Annotated in this window: 21 protein-coding genes, 1 tRNA gene and 1 pseudogene; 11 read left to right on the forward strand and 12 right to left on the reverse strand. The window is 64.1% G+C overall.

The genetic code is table 11. The features are described 5' to 3' along the window. Nucleotides 1-24: 24 nt before the first annotated feature. The 4 genes and pseudogenes from IVA78_RS21645 to IVA78_RS21660 all read left to right on the forward strand — a co-directional run bounded on the left by IVA78_RS21645 (nucleotide 25) and on the right by IVA78_RS21660 (nucleotide 4,100). Nucleotides 25-786 carry a tetratricopeptide repeat protein gene (locus IVA78_RS21645; RefSeq protein ID WP_247467676.1) on the forward strand — a complete coding sequence of 254 codons (762 nt, stop codon included), beginning with the start codon at nucleotides 25-27 and terminating at the stop codon, nucleotides 784-786. 205 nt (nucleotides 787-991) lie between these two features. Continuing rightward, nucleotides 992-1,420, forward strand: a pseudogene (locus IVA78_RS21650) (lysozyme inhibitor LprI family protein); the annotation flags it as partial. A 378-nt stretch (nucleotides 1,421-1,798) separates the two neighbouring features. Continuing rightward, complete coding sequence (locus IVA78_RS21655; RefSeq protein WP_247467678.1) at nucleotides 1,799-3,709, forward strand: propionyl-CoA synthetase; 1,911 nt, start codon at nucleotides 1,799-1,801, stop codon at nucleotides 3,707-3,709. 124 nt (nucleotides 3,710-3,833) lie between these two features. Then, nucleotides 3,834-4,100: a hypothetical protein gene (locus tag IVA78_RS21660; protein ID WP_247467681.1), complete on the forward strand. Its 267-nt coding sequence runs from the start codon at nucleotides 3,834-3,836 to the stop codon at nucleotides 4,098-4,100. Nucleotides 4,101-4,309: 209 nt separating this feature from the next. On the opposite strand, the gene IVA78_RS21665 is transcribed toward IVA78_RS21660, so the two are convergent. Together IVA78_RS21665 and IVA78_RS21670 are read right to left on the reverse strand one after the other, a co-directional pair. Beyond that, on the reverse strand, nucleotides 4,310-4,495 hold the full coding sequence (locus tag IVA78_RS21665; protein ID WP_247467684.1) for a hypothetical protein: 186 nt from the start codon (nucleotides 4,493-4,495) through the stop codon (nucleotides 4,310-4,312). Between the two features lie 142 nt (nucleotides 4,496-4,637). Continuing rightward, nucleotides 4,638-5,333 (reverse strand): cell cycle transcriptional regulator TrcR, encoded by a 696-nt coding sequence (locus IVA78_RS21670; protein ID WP_247277931.1) that lies wholly within the window; start codon nucleotides 5,331-5,333, stop codon nucleotides 4,638-4,640. Between the two features lie 264 nt (nucleotides 5,334-5,597). On the opposite strand from IVA78_RS21670, the gene ispH reads away from it, so the two are divergent. From ispH to rnhA, 3 genes are read left to right on the forward strand one after another with little or no spacing between them, the layout of a single operon-like run. Next, nucleotides 5,598-6,566 carry a 4-hydroxy-3-methylbut-2-enyl diphosphate reductase gene (ispH, locus tag IVA78_RS21675; protein WP_247277930.1) on the forward strand — a complete coding sequence of 323 codons (969 nt, stop codon included), beginning with the start codon at nucleotides 5,598-5,600 and terminating at the stop codon, nucleotides 6,564-6,566. 6 nt (nucleotides 6,567-6,572) lie between these two features. Further along, nucleotides 6,573-7,568, forward strand: a complete 996-nt coding sequence (locus IVA78_RS21680) for a homoserine kinase (RefSeq protein ID WP_247467687.1) — start codon at nucleotides 6,573-6,575, stop codon at nucleotides 7,566-7,568. Then, nucleotides 7,565-8,029, forward strand: a complete 465-nt coding sequence (gene rnhA / locus IVA78_RS21685; RefSeq protein WP_247467690.1) for a ribonuclease HI — start codon at nucleotides 7,565-7,567, stop codon at nucleotides 8,027-8,029. The genes IVA78_RS21680 and rnhA overlap by 4 nt, the downstream gene beginning before the upstream one ends. 69 nt (nucleotides 8,030-8,098) lie before the next feature. On the opposite strand, the gene mbfA is transcribed toward rnhA, so the two are convergent. The 6 genes from mbfA to IVA78_RS21715 form a co-directional block, all read right to left on the reverse strand. Next, nucleotides 8,099-9,070: an iron exporter MbfA gene (gene mbfA / locus IVA78_RS21690; RefSeq protein ID WP_247467692.1), complete on the reverse strand. Its 972-nt coding sequence runs from the start codon at nucleotides 9,068-9,070 to the stop codon at nucleotides 8,099-8,101. A gap of 63 nt (nucleotides 9,071-9,133) precedes the next feature. Next, nucleotides 9,134-10,282 (reverse strand): alpha/beta hydrolase, encoded by a 1,149-nt coding sequence (locus tag IVA78_RS21695; RefSeq protein ID WP_247467695.1) that lies wholly within the window; start codon nucleotides 10,280-10,282, stop codon nucleotides 9,134-9,136. Nucleotides 10,283-10,398: 116 nt separating this feature from the next. Then, a complete protein-coding gene (locus tag IVA78_RS21700; RefSeq protein WP_247467698.1) occupies nucleotides 10,399-11,268 on the reverse strand; it encodes an MBL fold metallo-hydrolase in 870 nt (289 codons plus the stop codon). A gap of 15 nt (nucleotides 11,269-11,283) precedes the next feature. Continuing rightward, nucleotides 11,284-11,895, reverse strand: coding sequence for a glutathione S-transferase family protein (locus IVA78_RS21705; protein WP_247467700.1), 612 nt, complete (start codon nucleotides 11,893-11,895; stop codon nucleotides 11,284-11,286). Nucleotides 11,896-12,076: 181 nt separating this feature from the next. Continuing rightward, nucleotides 12,077-12,919, reverse strand: coding sequence for a fumarylacetoacetate hydrolase family protein (locus IVA78_RS21710; protein ID WP_247277924.1), 843 nt, complete (start codon nucleotides 12,917-12,919; stop codon nucleotides 12,077-12,079). A 210-nt stretch (nucleotides 12,920-13,129) separates the two neighbouring features. Then, on the reverse strand, nucleotides 13,130-13,978 hold the full coding sequence (locus tag IVA78_RS21715) for an MBL fold metallo-hydrolase (RefSeq protein ID WP_247277923.1): 849 nt from the start codon (nucleotides 13,976-13,978) through the stop codon (nucleotides 13,130-13,132). Nucleotides 13,979-14,090: 112 nt separating this feature from the next. Here IVA78_RS21715 and IVA78_RS21720 point away from each other — a divergent pair, with 112 nt between their 5' ends. Beyond that, nucleotides 14,091-14,567 carry a DUF3775 domain-containing protein gene (locus tag IVA78_RS21720; RefSeq protein WP_247467703.1) on the forward strand — a complete coding sequence of 159 codons (477 nt, stop codon included), beginning with the start codon at nucleotides 14,091-14,093 and terminating at the stop codon, nucleotides 14,565-14,567. A 47-nt stretch (nucleotides 14,568-14,614) separates the two neighbouring features. Here the strand turns inward: IVA78_RS21720 and IVA78_RS21725 are convergent, their stop codons facing one another. Together IVA78_RS21725 and IVA78_RS21730 are read right to left on the reverse strand one after the other, a co-directional pair. Beyond that, nucleotides 14,615-15,397, reverse strand: a complete 783-nt coding sequence (locus IVA78_RS21725) for an SDR family oxidoreductase (protein WP_247277921.1) — start codon at nucleotides 15,395-15,397, stop codon at nucleotides 14,615-14,617. A gap of 201 nt (nucleotides 15,398-15,598) precedes the next feature. Next, complete coding sequence (locus tag IVA78_RS21730) at nucleotides 15,599-16,111, reverse strand: CvpA family protein (RefSeq protein ID WP_247294507.1); 513 nt, start codon at nucleotides 16,109-16,111, stop codon at nucleotides 15,599-15,601. Between the two features lie 135 nt (nucleotides 16,112-16,246). Between IVA78_RS21730 and IVA78_RS21735 the strand changes: the two genes are divergently transcribed. Together IVA78_RS21735 and IVA78_RS21740 are read left to right on the forward strand one after the other, a co-directional pair. Next, nucleotides 16,247-17,008: an SDR family oxidoreductase gene (locus IVA78_RS21735; RefSeq protein WP_247467706.1), complete on the forward strand. Its 762-nt coding sequence runs from the start codon at nucleotides 16,247-16,249 to the stop codon at nucleotides 17,006-17,008. A gap of 509 nt (nucleotides 17,009-17,517) precedes the next feature. Further along, nucleotides 17,518-17,594 (forward strand) — tRNA-Met (locus IVA78_RS21740). 90 nt (nucleotides 17,595-17,684) lie between these two features. Here IVA78_RS21740 and IVA78_RS21745 read toward each other — a convergent pair. Beyond that, a complete protein-coding gene (locus tag IVA78_RS21745; RefSeq protein WP_247467707.1) occupies nucleotides 17,685-18,722 on the reverse strand; it encodes a thermonuclease family protein in 1,038 nt (345 codons plus the stop codon). Between the two features lie 302 nt (nucleotides 18,723-19,024). Further along, a complete protein-coding gene (locus IVA78_RS21750; protein ID WP_247277917.1) occupies nucleotides 19,025-19,519 on the reverse strand; it encodes a hypothetical protein in 495 nt (164 codons plus the stop codon). 258 nt (nucleotides 19,520-19,777) lie between these two features. Between IVA78_RS21750 and IVA78_RS21755 the strand changes: the two genes are divergently transcribed. Continuing rightward, nucleotides 19,778-22,834 carry an AAA family ATPase gene (locus tag IVA78_RS21755; RefSeq protein WP_247467711.1) on the forward strand — a complete coding sequence of 1,019 codons (3,057 nt, stop codon included), beginning with the start codon at nucleotides 19,778-19,780 and terminating at the stop codon, nucleotides 22,832-22,834. Nucleotides 22,835-22,860: the final 26 nt, after the last annotated feature.

Here is a 22,860-nt window from a genome sequence, read left to right on the forward strand (position 1 = left end):
CAAGGCGTTCCGATCGTGACGAACATGCGTTCCTTTCTCATTCAACTGTCGGGCGCCGGGTTGCTCTGCGCGCTCTCGGTCGCCGCGGCCCATGCGGCGACGGGCGGCGAGCCGGTCGCGGTGGCGCAGGTCGATGTCGCGCCATGCCTTGCGGCGACGGCGGCCGACGATATGGACAAGGCGGTTACGGCCTGCGCGGCCGTGATCGAGCATGAGAAGACCGCGAAGGAAGACCTGATCAAGGCGCTGGTCGCGCGGGGCGCGCTTTATGCGCGGCACGAGCAGATCGACCGTGCGATCGCGGACGACAGCCGGGCTTTGCAGCTCGATCCCGGTCTCGCCGACATCTTCAACGCGCGCGGTGAGCTCTGGCTGAAGAAGGGGGACAGGCCCAAGGCAGTGCAGGATTTCGGCGCGGCATTGAAGATTGATCCCAACCACGAGAAGGCCAAGGCCAATCACAAGGCAATGGCGCGCGAGCTGGAGCGGATCGGGGCGCAGATAGCGGTCGCCGGCAAGCCAAGCTTCAATTGCGCCCGTGCGCGACGCGCCGTGGAAAGGGCGATCTGCGGCAATCGCGAGCTCGCCGATCTCGACCGGGAGATCTTTGCCGCCAATGAGCGCGTAGTCCGCGAGGCGCGCAATGCGGGTGAAGCCAAGACGCTCCAGCGCGCGCAGGATGAATTCGTCGCGCGTCGCAATGCCGGATTCGGCCGGCCAGGGTACGACCTGAAGAAGGCGATGCAGGAGCGCCTGCAGCGGCTGAACGGTGTGGATGGATATTGACGGGACCTCCGCCTCTCTCCGCAAGCGGGGCGGAGTGCGGGCAGCTCTCCGCACGCCCGATTTGAACCCATCCTTTGCCAGCCGCAACAACGGTGAGAACCCGACGTCACGGAGCCCTATGCCATGTGCGGCACACATTCTTCCGCGCAAATGCCCTGGTTTGCCAAAATTTCGCTGCGCGCCTTCTTCCTCGGCGCGGCAATCAGCCTTGTTGATGGGTGAACGCAAGAAGGCGCTGGCCGATTACGAAACGGCCCTGCGGCTCGACCCGAGTAATGACAATGCCGCGAGCGGCCGCCGCGCCATGATCGCCGAGATCGCGAAATTCGGATCCGAGCCGCTGCGTGCGATGAATGCGGCTTCCGGCAACGCTGCGTCGTTCGATTGCGCCACGGCGACGCGCGAGGTCGAGAAGGTGATCTGTGCCGATCCGCAACTCGGCGTGCTGGACCGCCAGATCGCCGAGACCTACGAGCGTGTGCTGCGGGCTGCGACAGCGCGTCTCGCGGACGACCTGCGCAAGACCCAGCGCGATTTCCTCACGACGCGCAACGCGAGCTTCGGCCGCCCCGGCTATGATCTGAAGAAGGTCATGAAGGACCGCCTGCAGCGGCTCGATGCGATGGCAAGCTGAGAAGCGCTGAAGAACCGAAGTCGCACGGCTGGCTCGGTTAGCTCTCCCGCTTGCGGAAGAGGTCGACGCGTCCCCGGCGGTGCGAAGCATCGTCCAGAGCGCGGCGGGTGAGGGCCTTCCCCTCTTGGAGACTTCCTCCATAGGCCTCCCGACGCGGAGGCACCCCAGCCTCCTCGCAGGCGGAAGAGGGAGCGCAGCGCCGATGCGCGCAAGCTCTACGCCTCTCCTCCAAAAGGCCCATCCTTTTCGGCTTGAACCGCGGCCCGTTCCCGGGAAAATACCCGTCAAGCAAGGCCGGCACTTGATCCTGGTCCTGGCGGGACGCTTCTCCTGCCGTCATGTCAAGACCAGGCCACCAAAGGGAACGGGAGCGCGGGAATGAACGTCCAGGGCAAGAGTCTCTATCACGAGGTCCATGCGCGCTCGCTGGCCGATCCGGAAGGATTCTGGGCCGAGGCGGCCAAGGAGATCGACTGGATCGAGCCGCCGAAAAGGATCTTCGATGCGACGCAAGGAACCTACGGCCGCTGGTTCACCGGCGGCGTGGTCAACACCTGCTACAATGCGCTCGACCGCCATGTCGAACGCGGCCGCGCCGACCAGGTCGCGCTGATCCATGATTCGCCGCTGACGGCCAGCATCACCAAATTCACCTACGCCGAGCTCTTGAGCGAGGTGCAGGCACTCGCCGCAATCATGCAGGATTTTGGTGTCGTCAAAGGCGATCGCGTCATCCTCTATATGCCGATGGTGCCGGAGGCGGTGGTCGCGATGCTCGCCTGCGCGCGCATCGGCGCCGTGCATTCCGTGGTGTTCGGCGGCTTTGCCGCCAAGGAGCTCGCCACGCGCATCGACGATGCGCAGCCAAAGCTCATTCTCTCCGCGAGCTGCGGTATCGAGCCTGGCCGTATCGTGCAGTACAAGCCGCTGCTCGACGAGGCGATCAAGCTCGCGAGCGCGAAGCCGAAGGCCTGCATCGTGCTGCAACGTCCGCAGCACACCTGCGACCTGACCCCGGGACGCGACTATGATTGGGCGAGCCTGCGGCGCAAGGCGCTGAACGACGGCAAGAAGGCGCCCTGCATGCCTGTTGCCGCAACCGATCCGCTCTACATCCTCTACACCTCGGGCACAACGGGCATTCCCAAGGGTGTGGTGCGCGACAATGGCGGCCACCTCGTCGCGGTGAAATGGTCGATGTTCAACCTCTATGGCGTCAAGCCGGGCGAGGTCTGGTGGTGCGGCTCGGACATCGGCTGGGTGGTCGGTCACAGCTACATCGTCTACGGCCCGCTGCTGCACGGCGCGATCTCGATCATGTATGAGGGCAAGCCGGTCGGCACGCCCGATGCCGGCGCGTTCTGGCGCGTCATCAGCGAGCACAAGGCGGTCGCCTTCTTCACGGCGCCGACCGCTTTCCGCGCCATCCGCAAGGAGGATCCGGAAGGCAAATTCATCCGGAAGTATGATCTCTCGAAATTCCGCACGCTGTTCCTCGCCGGCGAGCGCGCCGATCCGCCGACGGTGGAATGGGCGGAGCAGCAGTTGAAGGTGCCGGTGATCGATCATTGGTGGCAGACCGAGACCGGCTGGTGCATCGCCGGCAACCCGGTCGGGCTCGGCATGCTGCCGGTGAAGCACGGCTCGCCGACGGTGCCGATGCCGGGGTATCAGGTCGAGATCGTCGACGAATCCGCAAAGCCGGTCGGCCCCAACACCATGGGCTCGATCGTCATCAAGCTGCCGATGCCGCCGGGCTGCCTGCCGACGCTGTGGAATCAGGACGCGCGCTTCAAGGAAGCCTACCTCAGCGAATTCCCCGGCTATTACAAAACCTCGGACGCCGGCTACAAGGACGAGGACGGCTATGTCTTCGTCATGGGCCGTACCGACGACATCATCAACGTCGCCGGCCATCGCCTCTCCACCGGGGGCATGGAGGAGATCCTGGCGTCGCACCCGGACGTGGCCGAATGCGCCGTGCTCGGCGTCAAGGATGCGATCAAGGGCGAGGTGCCCTGCGGCTTCCTAGTGCTGAAAGCCGGCGTGACGCGTGCGCCCGCCGAGATCGAGAAGGAGATCGTCGCGCTGGTGCGCGATAAGCTCGGCCCGGTCGCCGCCTTCAAGCTTGCGATCACCGTCGGCCGCCTGCCCAAGACGCGCTCCGGAAAGATCCTGCGCGGCACCATCAAGAAGATCGCCGACGGCGAAGCCTGGACCATGCCGGCGACGATCGAGGACCCCAAGGTGCTCGACGAGATCGGCGCGGCGCTGAAGGGGCGGATGTGAATTGTGCTCTCCGGTCGTCATGCCCGGGCTTGACCCAGGCATCCATCAATGAGCAGGCAATTGCCTTGATTTCGATGGATTGCCGGGTCAAGCCCGGCAATGACGAATGAGACAGGACCGATCAATGTCAGCCAAGCTCGCGCAGTATGGCGCCATCTCCCTGCTCGCCATCGTACTCTCCGCCTGCTCCGCGCGTTACCAGACGCCCGTAGCGGTCGGCGGCGACGATGACGACGCGGTTTGCCAGAGCCGCGGTTATGCGCAGGGCTCGCCGGAATACGTGGCCTGCCGCAAGGACCGTGATGTCCAGCGCAATGCAGCCACCGCGCGTGCCGATCGCCGTCAGCGTGATCTCGGCGAATACATGCTGAACCATCCCGAACGGCCGTGAGTGCCGATCCGAAATTATAGTGCCGCGGCGCTTGCTCGCATTCACGTCTCCCGTGATCCGCCTGCAACGCAGCAGTCGAAATCTTTGTCCGGTCTCTGCTCTGACGCTGACTCGCGCAACAACGCGCTAGAAATAGCTGAAGAGGAGCTGACATTGACGGTGCGGTTGGCGCCGTCACACCGGCGAATGTGATACACGGGGGGACGCGGCTATCCGGCGTGCACCGTCCGCGGATGCCGATCATGCAGCAACTTCGCCAGGTCGTCGCGATCGCCAGGGCGGTCCCTGATGGCAATCTCGAACAAGGCTTCCTGGATATCCCGGGGCATGTCGCCCCAGGCTGCCAGGACAGCGCGTCCCAGCATCAACGCAAAATGGTCTTCGTCGTCCCGCATCGCTGATCCTCCGCGCTGGAAACAATGCGAGGTCGGCCGCATCGTTCCCGGCAGAGGCGTCGCGAAGGTTCCCCTCGCAAACAAAAACGCGGCGGATCGCTCCGCCGCGTTCGAACCGGATGCGGTGCAGGGAAGTAAGCCCCTACTCCTGCTCGTCCTCCTGCTTCTTGCCGCCGAGCGTCTTGAGCTTGGCGAATACGGCGTCGACATTGAGGTCGTCGCTGGATTTCTGCGCGGGCTCGTACTCGTCCTTACGGGTGGTCTCGGAGGCCGGCAGCAGCGTGGCGCCCCCATAGGCTGCGTCGATCGGCTTCTCCTTGGCTGCGCGCTGCACCTCGAAATCGAGCTCGATCTGGGAGCACAGGCCGAGGGTGACAGGGTCGATCGGGGTCAGCGCGGACGTGTTCCAATGGGTGCGGTCGCGCACGCTCGCGATCGTGCTCTTGGTGGTGCCGACCAGACGCATGATCTGGGCGTCCTTCAGCTCAGGATGGTTGCGCAGCAGCCAGAGGATGGCGCTCGGGCGCTCGTGGCGCCGCGAGACCGGCGTGTAGCGCGGGCCCTTGCGCTTGGGCTGGGGCGGCAGCACCACCTTGCTCTCCTGGAGGCGGAGCCGGTAGTCCGGGTTCTTCTCGCCCTTCTCGATCTCCTCGCGGGTCAACTGGCCGTTGGAGAGGGGGTCCATGCCCTTGATGCCCTGGGCCGCGTCGCCGTCGGCGATCGCACGCACCTCGAGGGGATGCATCTTGGTGAAATCGGCGACCTGGTCGAAGGTCAGCGCGGTGTTGTCGAGCAGCCAGACGGCGGTCGCCTTGGGCATCAGAGGTGCGTTGCTCATGGCAAATCTCCTTTGTGCTTCGCCCACCCCTCTGGAGGCGAAACCGGTGGTCATCAGCGATGACAGGGAATTCGCGCTATATAAGCCCGGAGGGGGTAGCCACGCAATGGTTCTGCTATAGATAGTGCCTTGACAGCGCCCGAAAGGGGGCCCAATTCCCTTTGAAGTCCCTGTAAAGTCCAGGCAGACTGTTTTAAGCCCAATCCATCCATCGACCGCCCCCGCCAGAAGGCGAAACGGGTGATTCGGTCCCGAGATCGCTCAATGTCAGCCAAACCAGACCTCAAGATCGTGCTTTGTTCTCCCCGTGGCTTCTGCGCCGGGGTGGTCCGGGCGATCGACACCGTGGAACGGGCGCTCGATAAATACGGCGCTCCCGTCTATGTTCGCCATGAGATTGTGCACAACAAGTACGTCGTCGACGGGTTGAAGAAGAAGGGCGCGATCTTCGTCGAGGAGCTCGCGGAAATCCCTGAGAATACCACCGCGCCAGTGGTGTTCTCGGCCCATGGCGTGCCGAAGTCGGTTCCGGCCGATGCCCAGTCCCGCAATTTGTTCTCGCTGGATGCTACCTGCCCGCTGGTGACCAAGGTGCACCGCGAGGCCGCGATCCACTTCAAGCGGGGCCGCGAGATCTTCCTGATCGGCCACTCCCATCATCCTGAAGTGGTCGGCACCCTCGGCCAGCTTCCGGTCGGCGCCGTGACCCTGATCGAGACCGCCGAGGACGCCAAGACCATCACTCCGAAGGACCCCAACAACCTCGCCTTCGTGACCCAGACCACGCTGTCGATCGACGACACCGCGGAGATCGTGGCGCTGCTCAAGGAGCGCTTCCCGAACATCAACGGGCCGCATAAGGAAGACATCTGCTACGCCACCACCAACCGCCAGCTCGCGGTGAAGAAGGTGGCGCCGGTGGTGGACGCCCTGATCGTGGTCGGCGCGCCGAACTCGTCGAACTCGCAGCGCCTGCGCGAGGTCGCCGAGCGCGAGGGCTGCAAGATCGCGGTGCTGGCGCAGCGCGCCGCCGACATCGACTGGGGCAAGTTCGACAACATCGCCAGCCTCGGCATAACCGCGGGAGCATCCGCGCCGGAAGTGATCGTCGAGGAGATCATGGACGCGTTCGCAGAGCGCTACACGCTGCATGTGGAGACGGTCTCGGCCGCGGAAGAGAACGAGTTCTTCCCGCTGCCGCGCTCGGTGCGCCCCGAAGCCGCCGCAGAGTAAATCTGCATGGCGGTCTACACCGACGTTGCCGCCGATGAGCTTGCGGATTTCCTGAAGCAATACGATCTCGGCGAACTGCTCTCCTACAAGGGCATCGCCGAGGGCGTCGAAAACTCCAACTTCCTGCTGCACACGAGCCAGGGAAACAAGCAGGCCTCGTTCATCCTCACGCTCTATGAGAAGCGCGTGGCGAAGAACGACCTGCCGTTCTTCCTCGCGCTGATGACGCATCTCGCCGAGCATGGCATCAACTGCCCGTTGCCGGTGAAGGCGAGGGACGGCGAGGCGCTGCGCGAGCTGGCGGGCCGGCCGGCCGCGATCATCACCTTTCTCGAGGGCATGTGGCCGCGCAAGCCGAATGTGGCCCATTGCGCCGGCGTCGGCGAGGCGCTGGCGAAAATGCACCTGGCTGGCGCCAACTTTGCGATCAAGCGCGCCAATGCGCTCTCGGTCGCGGGCTGGCGGCCGCTGTTCGATGCGGGCGCAAGCCGCGCCGACGAGGTGCAGCCGGGGCTGCGCGCCTTGCTCGCCGCCGAGCTCGATCATCTCTCGAGCGGGGTCTGGCCCACCAATCTGCCGGACGGTGTGATCCACGCCGACCTCTTTAACGATAACGTCTTCTTTCTCGGCGACCGGCTCTCGGGGATGATCGACTTCACCTTCGCCTGCAACGACATGCTGGCCTATGACGTCGCGATCTGCCTCAACGCCTGGTGTTTCGAGCCGGATCATTCCTTCAACGTCACCAAGGCGCGCGCCTTCCTCAATGCCTATGGCCGGGTGCGAAAGCTCTCCGAAGCCGAAGAGGCGGCGCTGCCGCTGCTCGCGCGCGGCGCTGCGATCCGTTTCCTGCTGACGCGGTTGGTCGACTGGCTCAACGTGCCGCCGGGCGCGCTGGTGCGGCCAAAGGATCCGCTGGAATATGTCCGCAAGCTGCGCTTCCACCAGAGCGTGACGAGCGTGCGCGACTATGGGCTGATGCCGTCAGGACTGGTGGCGTGAGCGAGCTCCCTAACGTCACGATCTATACCGACGGCGCCTGCTCGGGAAATCCCGGTCCGGGCGGCTGGGGCGCAATCCTGAAGTTCGGCGACAAGGAGAAGGAGCTGAACGGCGGCGAGCGTCACACCACCAACAACCAGATGGAGTTGATGGCGGCGATCTCAGCGCTCGAAGCACTGAAGAGGCCGTGCACGGTCGATCTCTACACCGACAGCCAATATGTCCGTCAGGGCATCACGGGGTGGATCTTCGGGTGGAAGCGCAACGGCTGGCGCACCGCCGACAAGAAACCGGTGAAGAATGTCGAGCTATGGCAGCGTCTCGATGCCGCGCTGAAGCAGCACGAGGTCCGCTGGCATTGGGTCAAGGGCCATGCCGGGCATCCGGAGAACGAGCGCGCCGATCAGCTGGCGCGGGACGGCATCGCGATGGCGCGGTTGGAGCAGAGAGTGCGGGAGTAGCGCCGTCTCGGGCGTCGCCAAGCTCTCTCCAGCCGGCCAAGGCGGGCGATGACACCGGGGGTGAGGCTACTACGCCGCCCCGATCACGATCCCCACCGCCAGCACGATGGCGCCGCCGAGCACGATCTGGAACACGGCCTGGAGAAACGGCGTGTCCATGTAGCGCGAGCGGATGAAGGCGATCGCCCACAATTCGAAGAACACGACGACGCAGGCGATGGCGGTCGCGACCCAGAATGCGTTGGCCCAGCTGTCGGGCACGAGATAGGGCGCGGTGTGGCCGAGCCCGCCGAGCGTCGTCATTGCGCCGCACGTGAGGCCGCGCAGCCAGGGCGAGCCGCGACCCGTGAGCGAGCCGTCGTCGGAGAGAGCTTCCGCAAAGCCCATGCTGATGCCGGCGCCGATCGACGCGGCAAGGCCGACCAGAAATGTCTGCCAGTTCTGATGCGTGGCAAAGGCGGCCGCAAACAGCGGCGCGAGCGTCGAGACCGATCCGTCCATCAGGCCCGCGAGGCCCGGCTGCACATATTGCAGCACAAACATCCGCCGCCGCGTGCGATCTTCCTCGGCGCGCACGTCGGGCTTGAGGATCTCGTCGGTGAGCGCGACGGCCCGGTTCTCGTGATGCCTCTCTTCCTCGGCGAGATCGCCGAGCAGGCGGCGCACACCGACATCCTCAGCCTGCTCGGCAGCCCGCGCGTAGAAGCGCTCGGCTTCGAGCTCCATGGTTTCGACTTCCTTCCGGATCGTGTCGAGCGGCAGGTTCTTGGTCAGCCATATCGGGCGGCGGCGCAGGAAGCCCTTCACGTCCTCGCGGCGGATCGGCGGCAGATGCGTACCAAAACGCTCCTCATAGAGCTGGAGCAGGCGATGCCGGTGGCCGCGTTCCTCCTCGGCCATCTCCTCGAAGATCTTGGCCGTGTCCGGGTAGCGCTCGCGCAAGTCCTCGGCGAAGGTCATGTAGATGCGGCTGTCCTCCTCCTCGGAGGAAATCGCGACCGCAAGCACCTCGCGCTCGGTCAGGTCGGCAAAGTTCTTCACGACGGTCCTGCCATTAGTTTAGAATTATTCTAAACTATAGGTCGGCGCGGTTCCCCGGTCAAATCAGCCGGTGCGGGCCTTGGCGAGGAAGTCCAGCAACAGCCGGCTGACTTCGGCCGGCTGCTCCTGCTGCACCCAATGACCGGCGCCATCGACGAGATGGCAGCCGAGCATCTTCGTGCACGCGCGCGCCTGCATCGCCTCGAACGCGCCGGGGCGTTGATAGGTGCCCCAATCCTGCTTGCCCGAGATGAAACAGGAGGGCACGTCGATGCCGCGGCCAGAGAACAATTGCAGTTCGCGATTGAAAGCGCCCGAGGTGCCGCAGCGATACCATTGCAGCCCGCCCTGGAATCCGGTGCGGCCATATTCGGCGCTGTAGTAGGCGAGCTCGCGGTCCGGTAGCCATTGATTGGCGGCGATCGCGCTCGGCGACGGCATCTCCTTGGCCACCGTCTCAGCCATCGTCTCGTTCAGGTCCATCACGTAATAGGTCGGCAGCTTCGCCAGTTCATTCGCCGACCATGATGCCAGCGGATAGGGCTTGTTGTCGGACCAGTCCGCGCTCTTGTGATGATAGTAGGCGCGCAGGAAATCGTGCACGCCCTGCGGCGCGCAGTGCATGTCGGCGTTGGCTGCGCGTGTCGAATAGTACCATTGATAGTGTTTTCGCGGACGCGGCAGCGCGGCGAGCTCGCGATGAACGGCGTCTTCGGCCGCAGGCTTTGCCGGCGTGTCGACTGTGTTGAAAGGCAGCGGCGGCGGTCCACCGAACGGCGCGCTCATCATCGTCACCGAGCGAAACACGTCGGGCCGGATCAGGGCGCACCAGGCCGCGACCGCGCTGCCGAAATCGTGCCCGACCACATCGACCTGTCGGTAGCCGAAAGCCGCCACCAGGGCGAGCGCATCACGCACCAGGTTGAAGAGCGAGAAGGGCGCGAGATCGCCGTCGTACTCGGCGCGCCATCCCATCGTGCGCCCATAGCCGCGCTGGTCCGGCGCGATCACGTGATAGCCCGCCGCAGCTAGCACCGGCATCACCTTGCGCCAGGAGAAGGCCAGCTCGGGAAAGCCGTGCAGCAAGAGAATGCACGGCCGGCCCTTGGTTTCGAACCCGGCTTCCAGCACATGCATGCGCAAGCCGTTGATGCCATCGACATAGCGTGCGCGGATGCCGGCGGGGAGCGGGACGTCGGGGAGATCGGCCATAGGCGCTTCCTCGTCATGGCCCGGCTTGTCCCGGCCATCTACGTTCTTCGTTGCCGTTGATTGTAAGAACCTAGATGCCAGGCACAAGCCCGGGCATGTGAAGAGAGGTCGTTCCGCTAGGCCGCCGCGCAGACGAAGCCGCTGCCCTTGCGCTTGATCTTGCCCACCGACGGCGAGGGGAAATGCGCCGTGCAGCACAGCGTGTCGGTGTCGCAATAGCGCTCCAGGAAGCCGCGGCGCGTTTTCGCCGCTGTCGCCTGATCGACGTCGAACTTCATCGACAGCTCGGGATAGAGCGCCTGCAATGGCGAGTGGATGAGATCGCCGGAGAACACCGCATCGTCCTTGCCGCGTCCGACAGTGAAGGCGACATGGCCCGGCGTGTGGCCCGGCGTCGGCAGGATGCGGATGTGATCGCCGATCTCATGGTCACTGCCGACGAGTTCGTGGCGCCCCGCCTCCACCACCGGCAGCACGCTGTCGGCAAAGGGCGGGACCTCCGCCTTCGCATTCTGCTCGGTCCAGTAGTCGAACTCACGCTTGGCGAAGACGTAGCGCGCCTTGGGGAAGGTCGGTACCCAGCGGCCGTTCTCGAGCCGGGTGTTCCAGCCGACATGATCCGCATGCAGATGCGTGCACATCACGAAGTCGATGTCGTCCACCGACACGCCGGCAGCATTGAGCCCGTGCAGATACGTGTCGTCGGTCTTCATGTGCCATTTCGGCCGCTGCGGCCGCGGCTTGTCGTTGCCGATGCAACTGTCGATCAGGATGGTGTGATGCGGCGTCTTCACCACGTAGGACTGGAAGCACAGGATCAGCGTGTCCTGCTCGTCCAGTGCCTTGGCCTGCCGCATCCATGCGCGGTTCTCGGCCAGCACCTCCGCCGTCAGCCCGGGAATGAACTTCAGCGCCGGGAAGAACGGGACTTCCTGCTCGATGACGCGATGGATGGTGAGATCGCCGACGGAGTATTTGAGGCTCATGAGAGTTCCTGCGAATTATGCCGGAGGCGGCACCGAGATTTTCACGGAAGGCCGCTCCAGCATTCTCTGATGGAAGGCGTCGAGCTTGGGATAGGCCTTGCGCCAGCCGCAATCGGCGAAGCGGAAGTCGGCATAGCCGAGCACGCAAACGAGGCCGATCTGCGAGATGTCGAACGGGCCGTTCAGCACCTCTGGCATATTCTCGAAGCGTGCCATGCCCGTCCAGGCCCTGTTCCAGTGGTCGTCCGACCATGCCTGCCATTGCAGGCCCTGCGGCCGCACCATCTTCTCGTAGCGGCACAGCAGCATGGAATCGAGCATGCCGTTGAGCAGCGAGTGGTTGGTCTTGGTCTTCCAGCGCCGCGGACCGTAGTCCGGGATCAGGCTGCCGCCGGCGATCTCGTTGAGATATTCGACGATGACGTAGGAGTCCAAAATCACGTCGCCGTCATTGGTGATCAGCACCGGCAGCTTCTTCAGCGGCGTGATGCGCGAATAGTCCTCGTTGGCCGTGCCCGGCGCGACGGTTGCGGGCACGAGCTCGATCTTGTCGATCAGCCCGAGCTCGATCGCAGCGATGCGCACCTTGCGGGCGAAGGGCGAGGCGGGGGAGAAGGTGAGTTTCATCTGAATAACCTCTATCCAAACACACAGGCCTCATCCTGAGGAGTGCGCCTCTTCGGCGCGCGTCTCGAAGGATGGAATGGGAGGCGTTCTCTCGTCACCCGGCCAATGCGTCGGGTGACCGTGTTATTGGCGCATCCTTCGAGACGCGCATTGCGCGTTCCTAAGGATGAGGGCGGAGAGCCTACGCCGCGATGATCTCCTGGCGCTGCTCGCCGAGACCTTCGATGCCGAGCGTGACGACGTCGCCGACATTGAGGAAGGTCGGCGGCTTCATGCCGAGGCCGACGCCGGGCGGGGTGCCCGTGGTGATGATGTCGCCGGGCAACAGCGTCATGAACTGCGACACATAGGAGACGCACTTGGCCATGGAGAAGATCATGGTCTTGGTCGAGCCGGTCTGGCGGCGCTGGCCGTTGACGTCGAGCCACATCGAGAGGTCCTGCACGTCCTTGATCTCGTCCTTGGTGGCGAGCCATGGGCCGAGCGGACCGAACGTGTCGTGCGACTTGCCCTTGGTCCATTGGCCCAGGCGCTCGGTCTGGAAGTTGCGTTCGGAGACGTCGTTGCAGACGCAATAGCCGGCGACGTAGTTCAGCGCGTCGGCTTCCGAGACATATTTGGCGCGGGTGCCGATGATCGCGGCGATCTCGACTTCCCAGTCGAGCTTGGTCGAGCCGCGCGGCTTCTCGACCGGATCGTTCGGGCCAGAGAGCGAGGTGTTGGCCTTCATGAAGATGATCGGCTCGGTCGGGATCGCAGCGCCCGTCTCCTTGGCGTGGTCGCTGTAATTGAGGCCGATGGCGACGAATTTCGAGATGCCGGTGACCGGTGCGCCGAAGCGGGGCTTGCCGGACACCGCGGGCAGCGAGGCGGGGTCGAGGCTCGCCAGTTTTTTCAGAGATTCCGGCGAATAGGCCTCACCGGTCAGGTCCTTCACATGCGCCGACAGGTCGCGCAACTGGCCGGATTTATCGATCAGGCCGGGCTTTTCCGCACCCTTCTCGCCATAACGAACAAGCTTCATTCTCGTTTCTCCCTGGGAATAGACCGATCGGTTGAACAGCTTCATGGAACAGGGCGGCGGGAAATTCAACCGCTCACTGCCGGGCGTTTCCGCATTACACCCCCTCATCCTGAGGGCCCGCCGAAGGCGGGCATCTCGAAGGATGGCCGCGGGCGGGGCCTTCATCGTTCGAGAGGCGCGAAGACGCGCTCCTCACCATGAGGAGTACCGTCACCCCAGCGCCACAAACCTGAACGCGTCGCCATCCCGCTTGATATGCCCGGCCGAGAAATGCCCGCCGATCACCAGCGTCGGCGTGTCGGCAAAGCGGCCGAACAAGTCGCGCCGCGTTTCGGCCGATTGCGCCTGGTTGGAATCCGCGGTCGAGGACCAGTCGAGATGCGCCATCTGGCAGGGGTGGTGGGCGACGTCGCCAGTGAGCAGGCCCTGCTCGCCGTCGGACTGGATCAGGATGCTCATATGGCCGGGGCTGTGGCCTGGCGTCGGGATCATGCTGATCTCGTCGTAGAGCTGGCGGTCGCTCGCGATCAGATCGGCCCTGCCGGCATCGACGATCGGCTGCACGGAATCATTGAACACCGCTGCCTTGTCCGGTTCGGCGGAGTGGTCGCGCCAGTGCTCGTATTCGGTCTTGCCGAACACGTAGCGCGCATTCGCAAAGGTGGGCAGCCATTTGCCGTCGACCAGCTTCGTATTCCAGCCGACATGATCGACGTGAAGATGCGTGCACAGCACCGTGTCGATGCTGTCAGGCGCGAAGCCTGCCGCCGTCATCGTCTCCAGAAATGGTGTGCTGCGATGATTCCAGGTTGGGACGTTGCGGCCCTGCTTGTCGTTGCCGAGCCCGGTGTCGACCACGATCCGGCGCGTCGGCGTCTCCACCACCAGCGAATGGATCGACATCTTCAGCCGGCCTTCTTCGGTGGCAAAATGCGGGATCAACCACGGCAACTTCTGGATCTCTGCGTTCCCTGCGAGCGGCAGGATGAAGCGGGTGGAGCCGACCGTCTCCAATTCCACCACCTTCGTGATTTTGACCCTGCCCACCTTCCACTGCATCGGCGCCTTCCCATGTTCTTGTTTTGGTGCCGAAACATGCGGCCTTCCGCCATGGAGCGCAATGGATCATCTGACGCGATGCGGCGTTATCGCGGGAACCGGAGGAGGAGCCATGCCAGAGCTTGCAATATCCGCTGAAAAAGTCGCTTTTATCATCGAGAAGGCGCGCGAATTGGACGTCAAGGAGGGCGATTCCGATCCGGATTCCGGCTCGAACCCGAGCGATGACGATGCGCTCGACGTTCTCGAGGACGACGGCTCCGATCCTGTCGTCCAAGAGCTCGGGAGCTTCATGATTGCCCTGAACGAGGACGAGCAGCTCGATCTCGTCGCGCTGACGTGGCTCGGCCGCGGCGACGGCACGATCGATGATTGGGACGATTTGCGCACCCGCGCAGTGGAGGCGCGGAGTGAATATCGCAGTCCGCGCCGCGAAACGGTGCACTATCTGCTCGGCGAGCCCATGCTGGGCGATCTGCTCGCCGACGGTCTCGACGCATTCGGCATCGACTGGACCGATGAGCGCACCACCGCTGATTCCTCGGCTCCAAGTCAGCAGGACGAGGACGAACCGACCAAGCAGCGGTGAGACGGAGAATGCTCTCCCCGTAAGAACGGGGAGAGCGAGATGCGCGACTACAGCGTCCCCGGGAACGCGCCGCCATCCAGCAAAATGTTCTGCCCGGTGATGAAGCCGGCCTTGGCGCCGCAAAGGAAGGCGCAGGCATAGCCGAACTCGTCGGGCTGGCCGAAGCGGCCGGCGGGGTTCTGCTTGGCGCGCTCGGCCAGGATCTGCTCCGGCGTGACGCCGCGCTTGTCGGCCTCGGCCTTGGCGGTGCCGGTCAGGCGGTCGGTCTCGAACGGGCCAGGCAACAGGCCATTGATGGTGACGTTGTTGATCACGGTCTTGCGCGACAGGCCGGCGATGAAGCCGGTGAGGCCGGCGCGCGCGCCGTTGGAAAGGCCGAGGATGTCGATCGGCGCCTTCACGGCGGCCGAGGTGATGTTGACGATGCGGCCGAACTTGCGCGCCATCATGCCGTCCACCGTCGCCTTGATCAGCTCGATCGGGGTGAGCATGTTGGCGTCGATTGCCTTGATCCAATCGTCCCGGGTCCAGTTGCGGAAATCGCCGGGCGGCGGGCCGCCGGCATTGTTGATCAGGATATCAGGCTCGGGGCAGGCCTTCAGCACGGCCTCGCGGCCTGCCGGCGTCGTGATGTCGCCGACGATCTCGGTGACGGTCACGCCGGAATAGGCTTTGCGGATGTCGTCGGCCGTCTTCTTCAAGGCCTCGGCGCCGCGCGCGGTCAGCGTGACATGAACCCCGGCCTCGGCCAGCGAGATGGCGCAGGCGCGCCCGAGGCCCTTGCTGGATGCGCAGACGATGGCGCGGCGACCTTTGATCCCAAGATCCACTGTTTCACTCCCGTAATGTCAGGCAGGTTTTGGACGGCGGCTACTTTATCCAACCTCGACGCTGCTGATAAGGGACGGGCCCGCTTCAAAATGCATGGCGCGCGCTGCGGCGATGCAAATGCGCAGGCATGGTCTGGAAGAATGTATCGCGGTCCTCCGAAGAGATCATGCCCAAACAACAAAGCACGATCTGATCGCGCCTCAGATGCGCCGCTCCTGCTTGAGGCGGTCGATCGCGGCAGCCGCCTCCGGCGGCAGCGACTTGAATCCCATCTGTCCTACCGTCGAGAACAGCGGGCGCAGATGCGAGCCGGCGAGAAAAGGCGGCTGGCGGTTGGCCGGCACGATCTGGTCGAACACCGCTACCAGCGTGGTGGCGACGAGGCCGACCCTGATGGTGCCGAGCGCGGCGCCGCCGAGCCGGTCGCCGATGCCGGCCTCGCCGATGGTGTCGTTCAGGGCGGTGCGGCCGATATGCCCGAGCAGCATGCCGATCACCACAAAGATGGCGAAGAACCAGATCCAGTTCTGGAGCAGCGGTGAATTCGCGTTGGCTGCGATCTGCGGCGCGATCAGCGGCATCAGCGCCACCGCCATCGGCGCGGCGAGCAGATAGGCGAGGATGGTCATAGCGCTGCGCAGCAGCCCGGTCCTGAAACCGAGGCCGACCGCGATGGCGAGTGCCGAATAGACAGCGAGATCGAAACTGTTCATGCCTGCGAGCTTACCTCGGGGAACGTTGCTGTGTTGGAACGAATGAACGCCGAGCCGATCATTCCGGTTTCAGATCGCTAAAATCGTCTGTATTGATGGCTTCAAAAGCTCAGGGATTACGCCAAGGAAATCGTCATGGCAGACCTATTCGACGTCAGTGAAGAAACCATCCTCGTGACCGGCGCGAGCCAGGGGCTGGGACGGCAATTTGCCCGAGTGCTGGCGGCCCATGGTGCATCCGTCGCGCTCGCGGCGCGGCAGACCGACAAGCTGAAGAGCCTGGAAGAAGAGATCCGCGGCACGGGTGGTCGCGCCGCCGCTGTCGCGCTCGACGTCACCGACACCGCGTCGATCGCCAGGGCCGTCGATGCGGCGGAAGCCGCGCTCGGGCCGGTCACCGTGCTGATCAACAATGCCGGCATCGCCATCGAGAAGCTCGCGACCGAGCAGACCGAGGCTGATTGGGACGCCGTGATCGGTGCCAACCTGAAGGGCGCCTATTTCCTCGCGACGGAAGTGGCGCGGCGCATGATCGCGCGCAAGCAGCCGGGCAACATCGTCAACATCGCCTCCGTGCTCGGCACCGGCGTGCTGAAGGCGGTCTCTCCTTACGCGATCTCCAAGGCCGGCATTCTCCAGGCGACCAAAGCGATGGCGCTGGAGCTTGCGGGCCAGAACATCCGCATTAACGCGCTCGCGCCCGGCTATATCGATACCGAGATGAACCACGCCTTCTGGTCGACGCCCGCAGGCGAGCGCCTCGCCAAGCGCATCCCGCAGCGCCGCGTCGGCGCCGAGTCCGATCTCGACGGCGCGATCCTGTTGCTGGCATCGAACGCCTCGCGCTACATGACGGGCAGTGTGGTGACGGTGGACGGCGGGTTCTTATTGAATTGAGCTACGCTGCGCTATTGGCGCGCGAGAGCTTTACTCCGATCTCGTCCCGGACAAAGCAACAGGCGTCAGATTGCGTCCCGCGGCCGCCGCGAGCCGGCTCGGCCGCAACCGCGCGACCAGGGCGCGAAAGGCATCCTCCAGCGCCTGAGCGGGGTGTTTGTCAGGGATTGTCCAAGGTGTGGTCCAAGGCACGGTCCATGGCAGCATCCCCTAAATGGCGTTGCGCCCTGATTTTGTTACGGCCAAGCTGGCTCTTTGCGGAACTCCTGGCAAGTGCATGCCCAAACGGCCCCAAAACCGGTCCATCCGCCTGTCACAAAGTCGAAAAAAACGTTCCCGCAGCCCTTTCCAAAGGCAGCCCGCCTTGTTACATACGCCCCGCACCCGACGGGCTTTGCCCCGGGTCGCCTTCCAAGGAAGCCTTTGGGACGGACGAAGCAAGCCACGCGAACAGCGCCGGCCTTAACCGACCGTCCCCGGCCTTTGGCGAAGGCAAAGCAAGTGTTTAACGCGGGGTGGAGCAGCCCGGTAGCTCGTCAGGCTCATAACCTGAAGGTCATAGGTTCAAATCCTATCCCCGCAACCAAATTCGGATTGACCGGATCTGATATGAAAATGGCCCGCATGAAGCGGGCCATTTTTGTTTGGTAAATGTTTGTTTGCTAAATCCTGCGCCTCAAAACTCCCTAACCACCTTCCCGTCCGCGCCCACCAGCGTCGACGGTGCCTCCCCAAACACCAGCCCCTCTGGCTGAAACTTGATCGTCTTCCCGCTCTCGACGAACTCCGCAAAATTGCGCGGCGTCGCCGAGTGCACGCCGTTCGCCAGGAAGTCATCGATCTCGTAACAGGTGTCGGGCTTGCCGCCGGAGCCTTCGCCCAAAAACTTCTGGAAGGTCTGGCTCGTGATCTTGGCCTTCTTGCGCGCCGACCAGTTGGTGTAGCGGCGGTAGAGCTTTGGCAGGATCACCGGGCCCTTGTCGGTCGCGAGCACGGCGGTCTCGCCGGCCCTGGGCTCGCGCAGGCCGAAGTCGAAGGGGCCAATCGTCTTGGCGAGATGTTTCCAGACCGGCAGCTTGTTCGCGCGCGCCGTCTTGGCGAGCGCGAGGAAGGCCTTGATCTCGTCCTCGTTCATCGAGGAGTAGAACGTCGGATAGGCAAAGCCCTGCTCGACCAGCCAGTGATTGATGTCGATTGTCTCGCCACCAACCGTCACCTCGATGTCGCCGACCAGCCGCCCATAGGTGTCGAACACCTCGTTCGGCGCATCGACATGGGTGAACACGCGGCAGGGAAGGGTGACTTCGCCGGGACGGCTGAGGAAATCGTGCAGCACCTTGCTCGCGGTGGCGCCGAGGAATTGTCGATAGGAATGCGTGACCTCGTGATAGGCCTGCCGCTTGGCCTGCGTCAGACCCTTCTTCTCGGCCGTCGAGAGTGGCGAGGGCTGGTAGTGCTGCTCCGGTGCGTCGATGCCCTGGAGGCGGACGGTGAGCTTGCCGTTCTTGATCGGTGCCGTTGCGGTCCGGCCCTTGACCTTGGCGCCCTCGAAGGCGTGGGTCGGCTGGAATGGCGACGAGTCGTTCTTGCGGAAGCGGATCGCGTCCGGCGCGATGGCCACCACGACCTTGGTGGTGTCGGCGTCCGACCGCCCCTCCGGCCAGAACTGGCCGACATCAATCGTACCTTCAACCTCCAACAGTCCAACGGGCATCGGCCGCTCCTGTCACGGCGCACGACGACTTCTAAGGAAGCGATTCGCGCGAACAGTGAGGCGTAACCGAGCATCTTCGTGCGACAGGCCCATGACGGCGGCTAGGACAGGCGCGACGCGTTGCGGCCGTGGCCTCAGCTCTCGGCTACACGATGCTGACAACGAGGTTGTCATGGGGTGCGCTCGAAGGGGTAGAGCGACGGACGGCACGCCTTGGCGAGTGGCATCAGTCGCAACAAGACGCCCGCGCGCCTGTCGCGGGCGGCAATGGGTTCTTGAACCAAGAAGAATGCTTCTGAAGATCACGATCGATGCGGACAGACCATCGTCAGATAGAGCAGCGTCGGCGCCTTGTCCTCGCCGTTCCTGTACTCCCACTCCAGCCGGATCTCGTGGCGGTGCGCATAGGCATCGCTCGCCTTGTGCGTGATGATGTTCGTCTTCATCGGGATCGGCGGTTCGGAATTGAAGCACTTCCGGACGCAGGCATCGAGCAGATCGCATCGCGTCAGAGGGATGACACCGGGCTCGTCCTTGGACAGCGGAGCCGTGTTCGGCTGGGTGCTGAGGTCGACGCGGGCCCGGCCCTTCTCCTTGTGCCAGTACTTGGCGCTTCCCTGCGGCCACTTGGATGGCGGGTTCAGGATCAGGTGGTACTGGCCATATTCCAGCGTCGGCAGATCGATGTCGTCCGATTCCTTGAGCTTCGCGACGCTCTTTTTCATGTTCGCCAGGGGATAGTAATTTCTGTTCATCAAGTCTCGAAATGCCTTGCCGCTATATACCAGTCCGGCCATCGCCTCTTTCCCCGATATGTCCGTTGTCAAAACGTGGTGCTGGCGGCCGAAATACGCGTCACGCTGCCGCCGATCACACATTCGTTGTGTGCAGGCACGCTACCACCCACGACTGTACTTCGTCCAGAGAGCGGCGATCCGGTAACATCGCGTATCCCGCAAGCCCGATTGCCATGCATTCCTCTATGGGTAATGTCCGCCAAACGCCTCGCAGGCGTTGGAGCGGGACTGCCGAGGCAGTTCGTTGAAGGCGCTGAAATGCATTGCTTCGCGTGTCAGTCGACGATTGATCCCGGCGATAGCTGGTGCTCCAAATGCGGAGCGGCGGTGCGCGAGCGCGTTGATCCCGACAGCGAGCGACGCTTTGTGACCATTCTGCGCGCTGACGTCGTCGATTCCACGGGACTTGTTGCCGAGCTCGAGCCGGAGGCGGCGGTGTCGCGTCTCGAACCGGCTCTTGCGGCGATGAGAGGCGCGGTGCGCCAGTTTGGCGGCATCGTCAGTAAAGAGTTGGGCGATGGGTTGGCCGCGGTATTCGGCGCTCCGATCGCCGACGACAACCATGCCCCGCTGGCCTGCCACGCAGCCATCGAACTTGTCCGGCGTGTCGGCAGCCTGGGAGATCCCGGGCTTCAGGTCCGAGTTGGCCTCCACTCAGGCCATGTGGTGGCCTACATGGTCGCCAGCGAATTTTCCAAAGTCTATGAGATCGGCGGAGCCGCCCAGCATCTGGCAGCCCGGCTGGAAGCAGCGGCCGAGGCGAACCAGATCTATGTCTCGCAAGCCTGCCAGGAGCTCGCGGACGGACATGTGCGCTTTGAATTCCTCGGCCGAAAAGCGCTCCGTGGTTTTGGCGAGCCCATGCCCGTGTACCGGATCATGGGCGCAAGCGATCTGTCGAGCTGGCGGGTCCGACGTGCGCGCAGCGTTTCCCGTTTCGTCGATCGCACGACGGAGCGGGCATTGCTATGGCGCGCGACGGAAAGGATTGCGGCCGGCCGGCAAACGGTTCTGCTGATGGGGGATGCCGGCATTGGTAAGTCGCGGCTCGCACATGAGTTCGCCCAGGACCTTCGAGCCAGCGGCTGGCGGCTGATCGATGCCGAGTGCAGCCCGAATCTCCAGGGCGCTCCGTACAGCGCCCTCAAGCGCCTGTTGCTCTCGGTCTTTGATGCAGCTGCGAGGGATCAGACCAGGACGGATGATCCCAGAAACGCGTTGCCGGTGGTGCAGCAGCGCGCCATCGACGCCGTCCTGGACTTGCCGATTTCCGATCCGCAATGGGACGAATTGGAGCCTCACGCCCGCGGCCGCGCGATTTCAGACGCGAGCTGCGCGATCGTCGCGAGCGTCGCCCGTCGCCAACGCACTGTCCTTCTGATCGAAGACCTGCATTGGATCGATCGGGCCAGCGACACGATTGTGGCCACCCTCTCCGGGCTGCAAAGCCCCGATTTGCTTGTGCTGCTGACGACGCGGCCCAACGGAATGCCGGTGTGGATCGCAAATTGTCAGGCGGAGATCGTGGCGATGCGGCCTCTCGACGACGATTCGGGTCTTGCCATGCTCGCGGAGATGCTTGGCCCCGCTACCTCGAATACAGATCTGAAGAATCGAATCATCTCTCACACGGCCAACGTTCCGCTGTTCATCGAGGAGGTCTGCCGAAGTCTGAAGGACAGCGGCCTGCTTCTTGGCCAGTGGGGTGATCTTTCCGTTGCGCGTCCTGTGGACGAGCTCGGCATCCCCAGCAGCATTCAAGGTGTGATCGCGGCACGGCTCGATCGCGTGTCGCGGCAGGAAAGGTCACTTCTTCAGATCGCCGCGGCGCTCGGACGCCGGGCCAACCAAGCCATGTTGCGGAAAGTAGCGGCCCTGCCGGAAAAGGTTCTGCAGGATTGCCTCGCCGCACTCGACCGGGCCGAACTGCTGGTCAAGATCGACAGTGAGTTGGAGGACTCGCTCGAATTTCGGCACGAGATGGTCAGGCAGGTGACCTACGATTCCATGGTCGAGAAGGTGCGCGAAAGCATCCATGCCAGCATACTTGCCGCCCTCGAAGGCGACGAGGCATGGGCCGACGATCCGGATACGCTCTGCTATCACGCGACGCGAGCAAAGGACTGGCAGAAGGCGTTCGACCATGGCAGGAGCGCTGCTCGAAAATGTTTGGTTCGCTCGGCCTATGCCGGCGCGGTCGACTATTTCGAGATTGCGATGGGATCTCTCGACAAGACCCCAGTGACGCACGCGCGCGAGGTGAACGCCATTGACATCCGAATGGAAGCACGTCTGGCCTTTGCCGGATCTGGGCGCGTCGCGGAAGCCCTGGATCTGGGAAGGGAGGCCGAACGGCGAGCCGATGCAATCAACGATATTGAGCGCAAGGTCGCGGCCATGACCATGAGGGCGGGCGCACAGAACTTCTATGGAGCGCCGGTCGAAGCTGTCGCGATCGGGGAAGACGTGGTGGATCTGGCGGAGAGCTCGGGCAACCCCGGCTGGCGCAATCTCGCCCAATATGGTCTTGGGCAGGCCTATTTTCTTTCCGGTCGCTACCATCACGCCGAGAAGATGCTGGCCACGGCCCGCGTCCATCTCGCGGGTCCAACAGCGAGTGCTCCGATCGGCACGACCCCACGATCTTTGCTCCTCCTTTGCTGCATGATGAACAGCATCACCCACACCGTGATGGGCGAGCTCGATGCCGCCGAGCAGCTCCAGCGCGAGGCCGCTGCGATAGCCGGGGAGACGGGTCGGCCCTACGACCGCGTCGCGGCCGCCTATAGCGGCGGCTGGCTGAAGCTGGGGCAGAATGATCCGGCAGCCGCCGCTTCCATCCTCGAGGACGGGTTTGTCCTCGCGCAGAAGCACGGCATCCGGCTGTTCGTGCCGGTGCTCGCCTGCCATCTCGGCATGGCCTATCTGGACCAGGGCCTGTTCGACCGGGCGCGGGGCATGTTGACCGAGGCGCGCGAGGAGGCGAAGGCGGTCGGCTATACTTCGGCGGTGCTGCGCAGCTCGATCTACCTGGCGCTGGCGACTTGGCGCCTCGGCGACGCCGGGACTGCGCAGAACATGCTGCGCGAGGCGCGCAACACGGCGCGCCAGCAGGGGTTTTCGGGCCTCGAGGCCGAGGCCCTGCTCGGCGAAGCCGTGGTGACGCCGGCGTCCAGCGCCGAAGGCAAGGCCGCCGTCCTCGCCGCGCTGCGCGCCAGCATCGCGATCGCCTCCGAGAGCGGCGCGCGGCCGCTCCAGCACAAGGCCGAGGCGATGCTGAACGACATGCTGGCGCGGGGCGACGAGCTGACCTGACTCCGGTGGGATCCGCGACGGCACCG

It is taken from the genome of Bradyrhizobium sp. 137 (genome assembly GCF_023074095.1).
Taxonomy (GTDB): Bacteria; Pseudomonadota; Alphaproteobacteria; order Rhizobiales; family Xanthobacteraceae; genus Bradyrhizobium.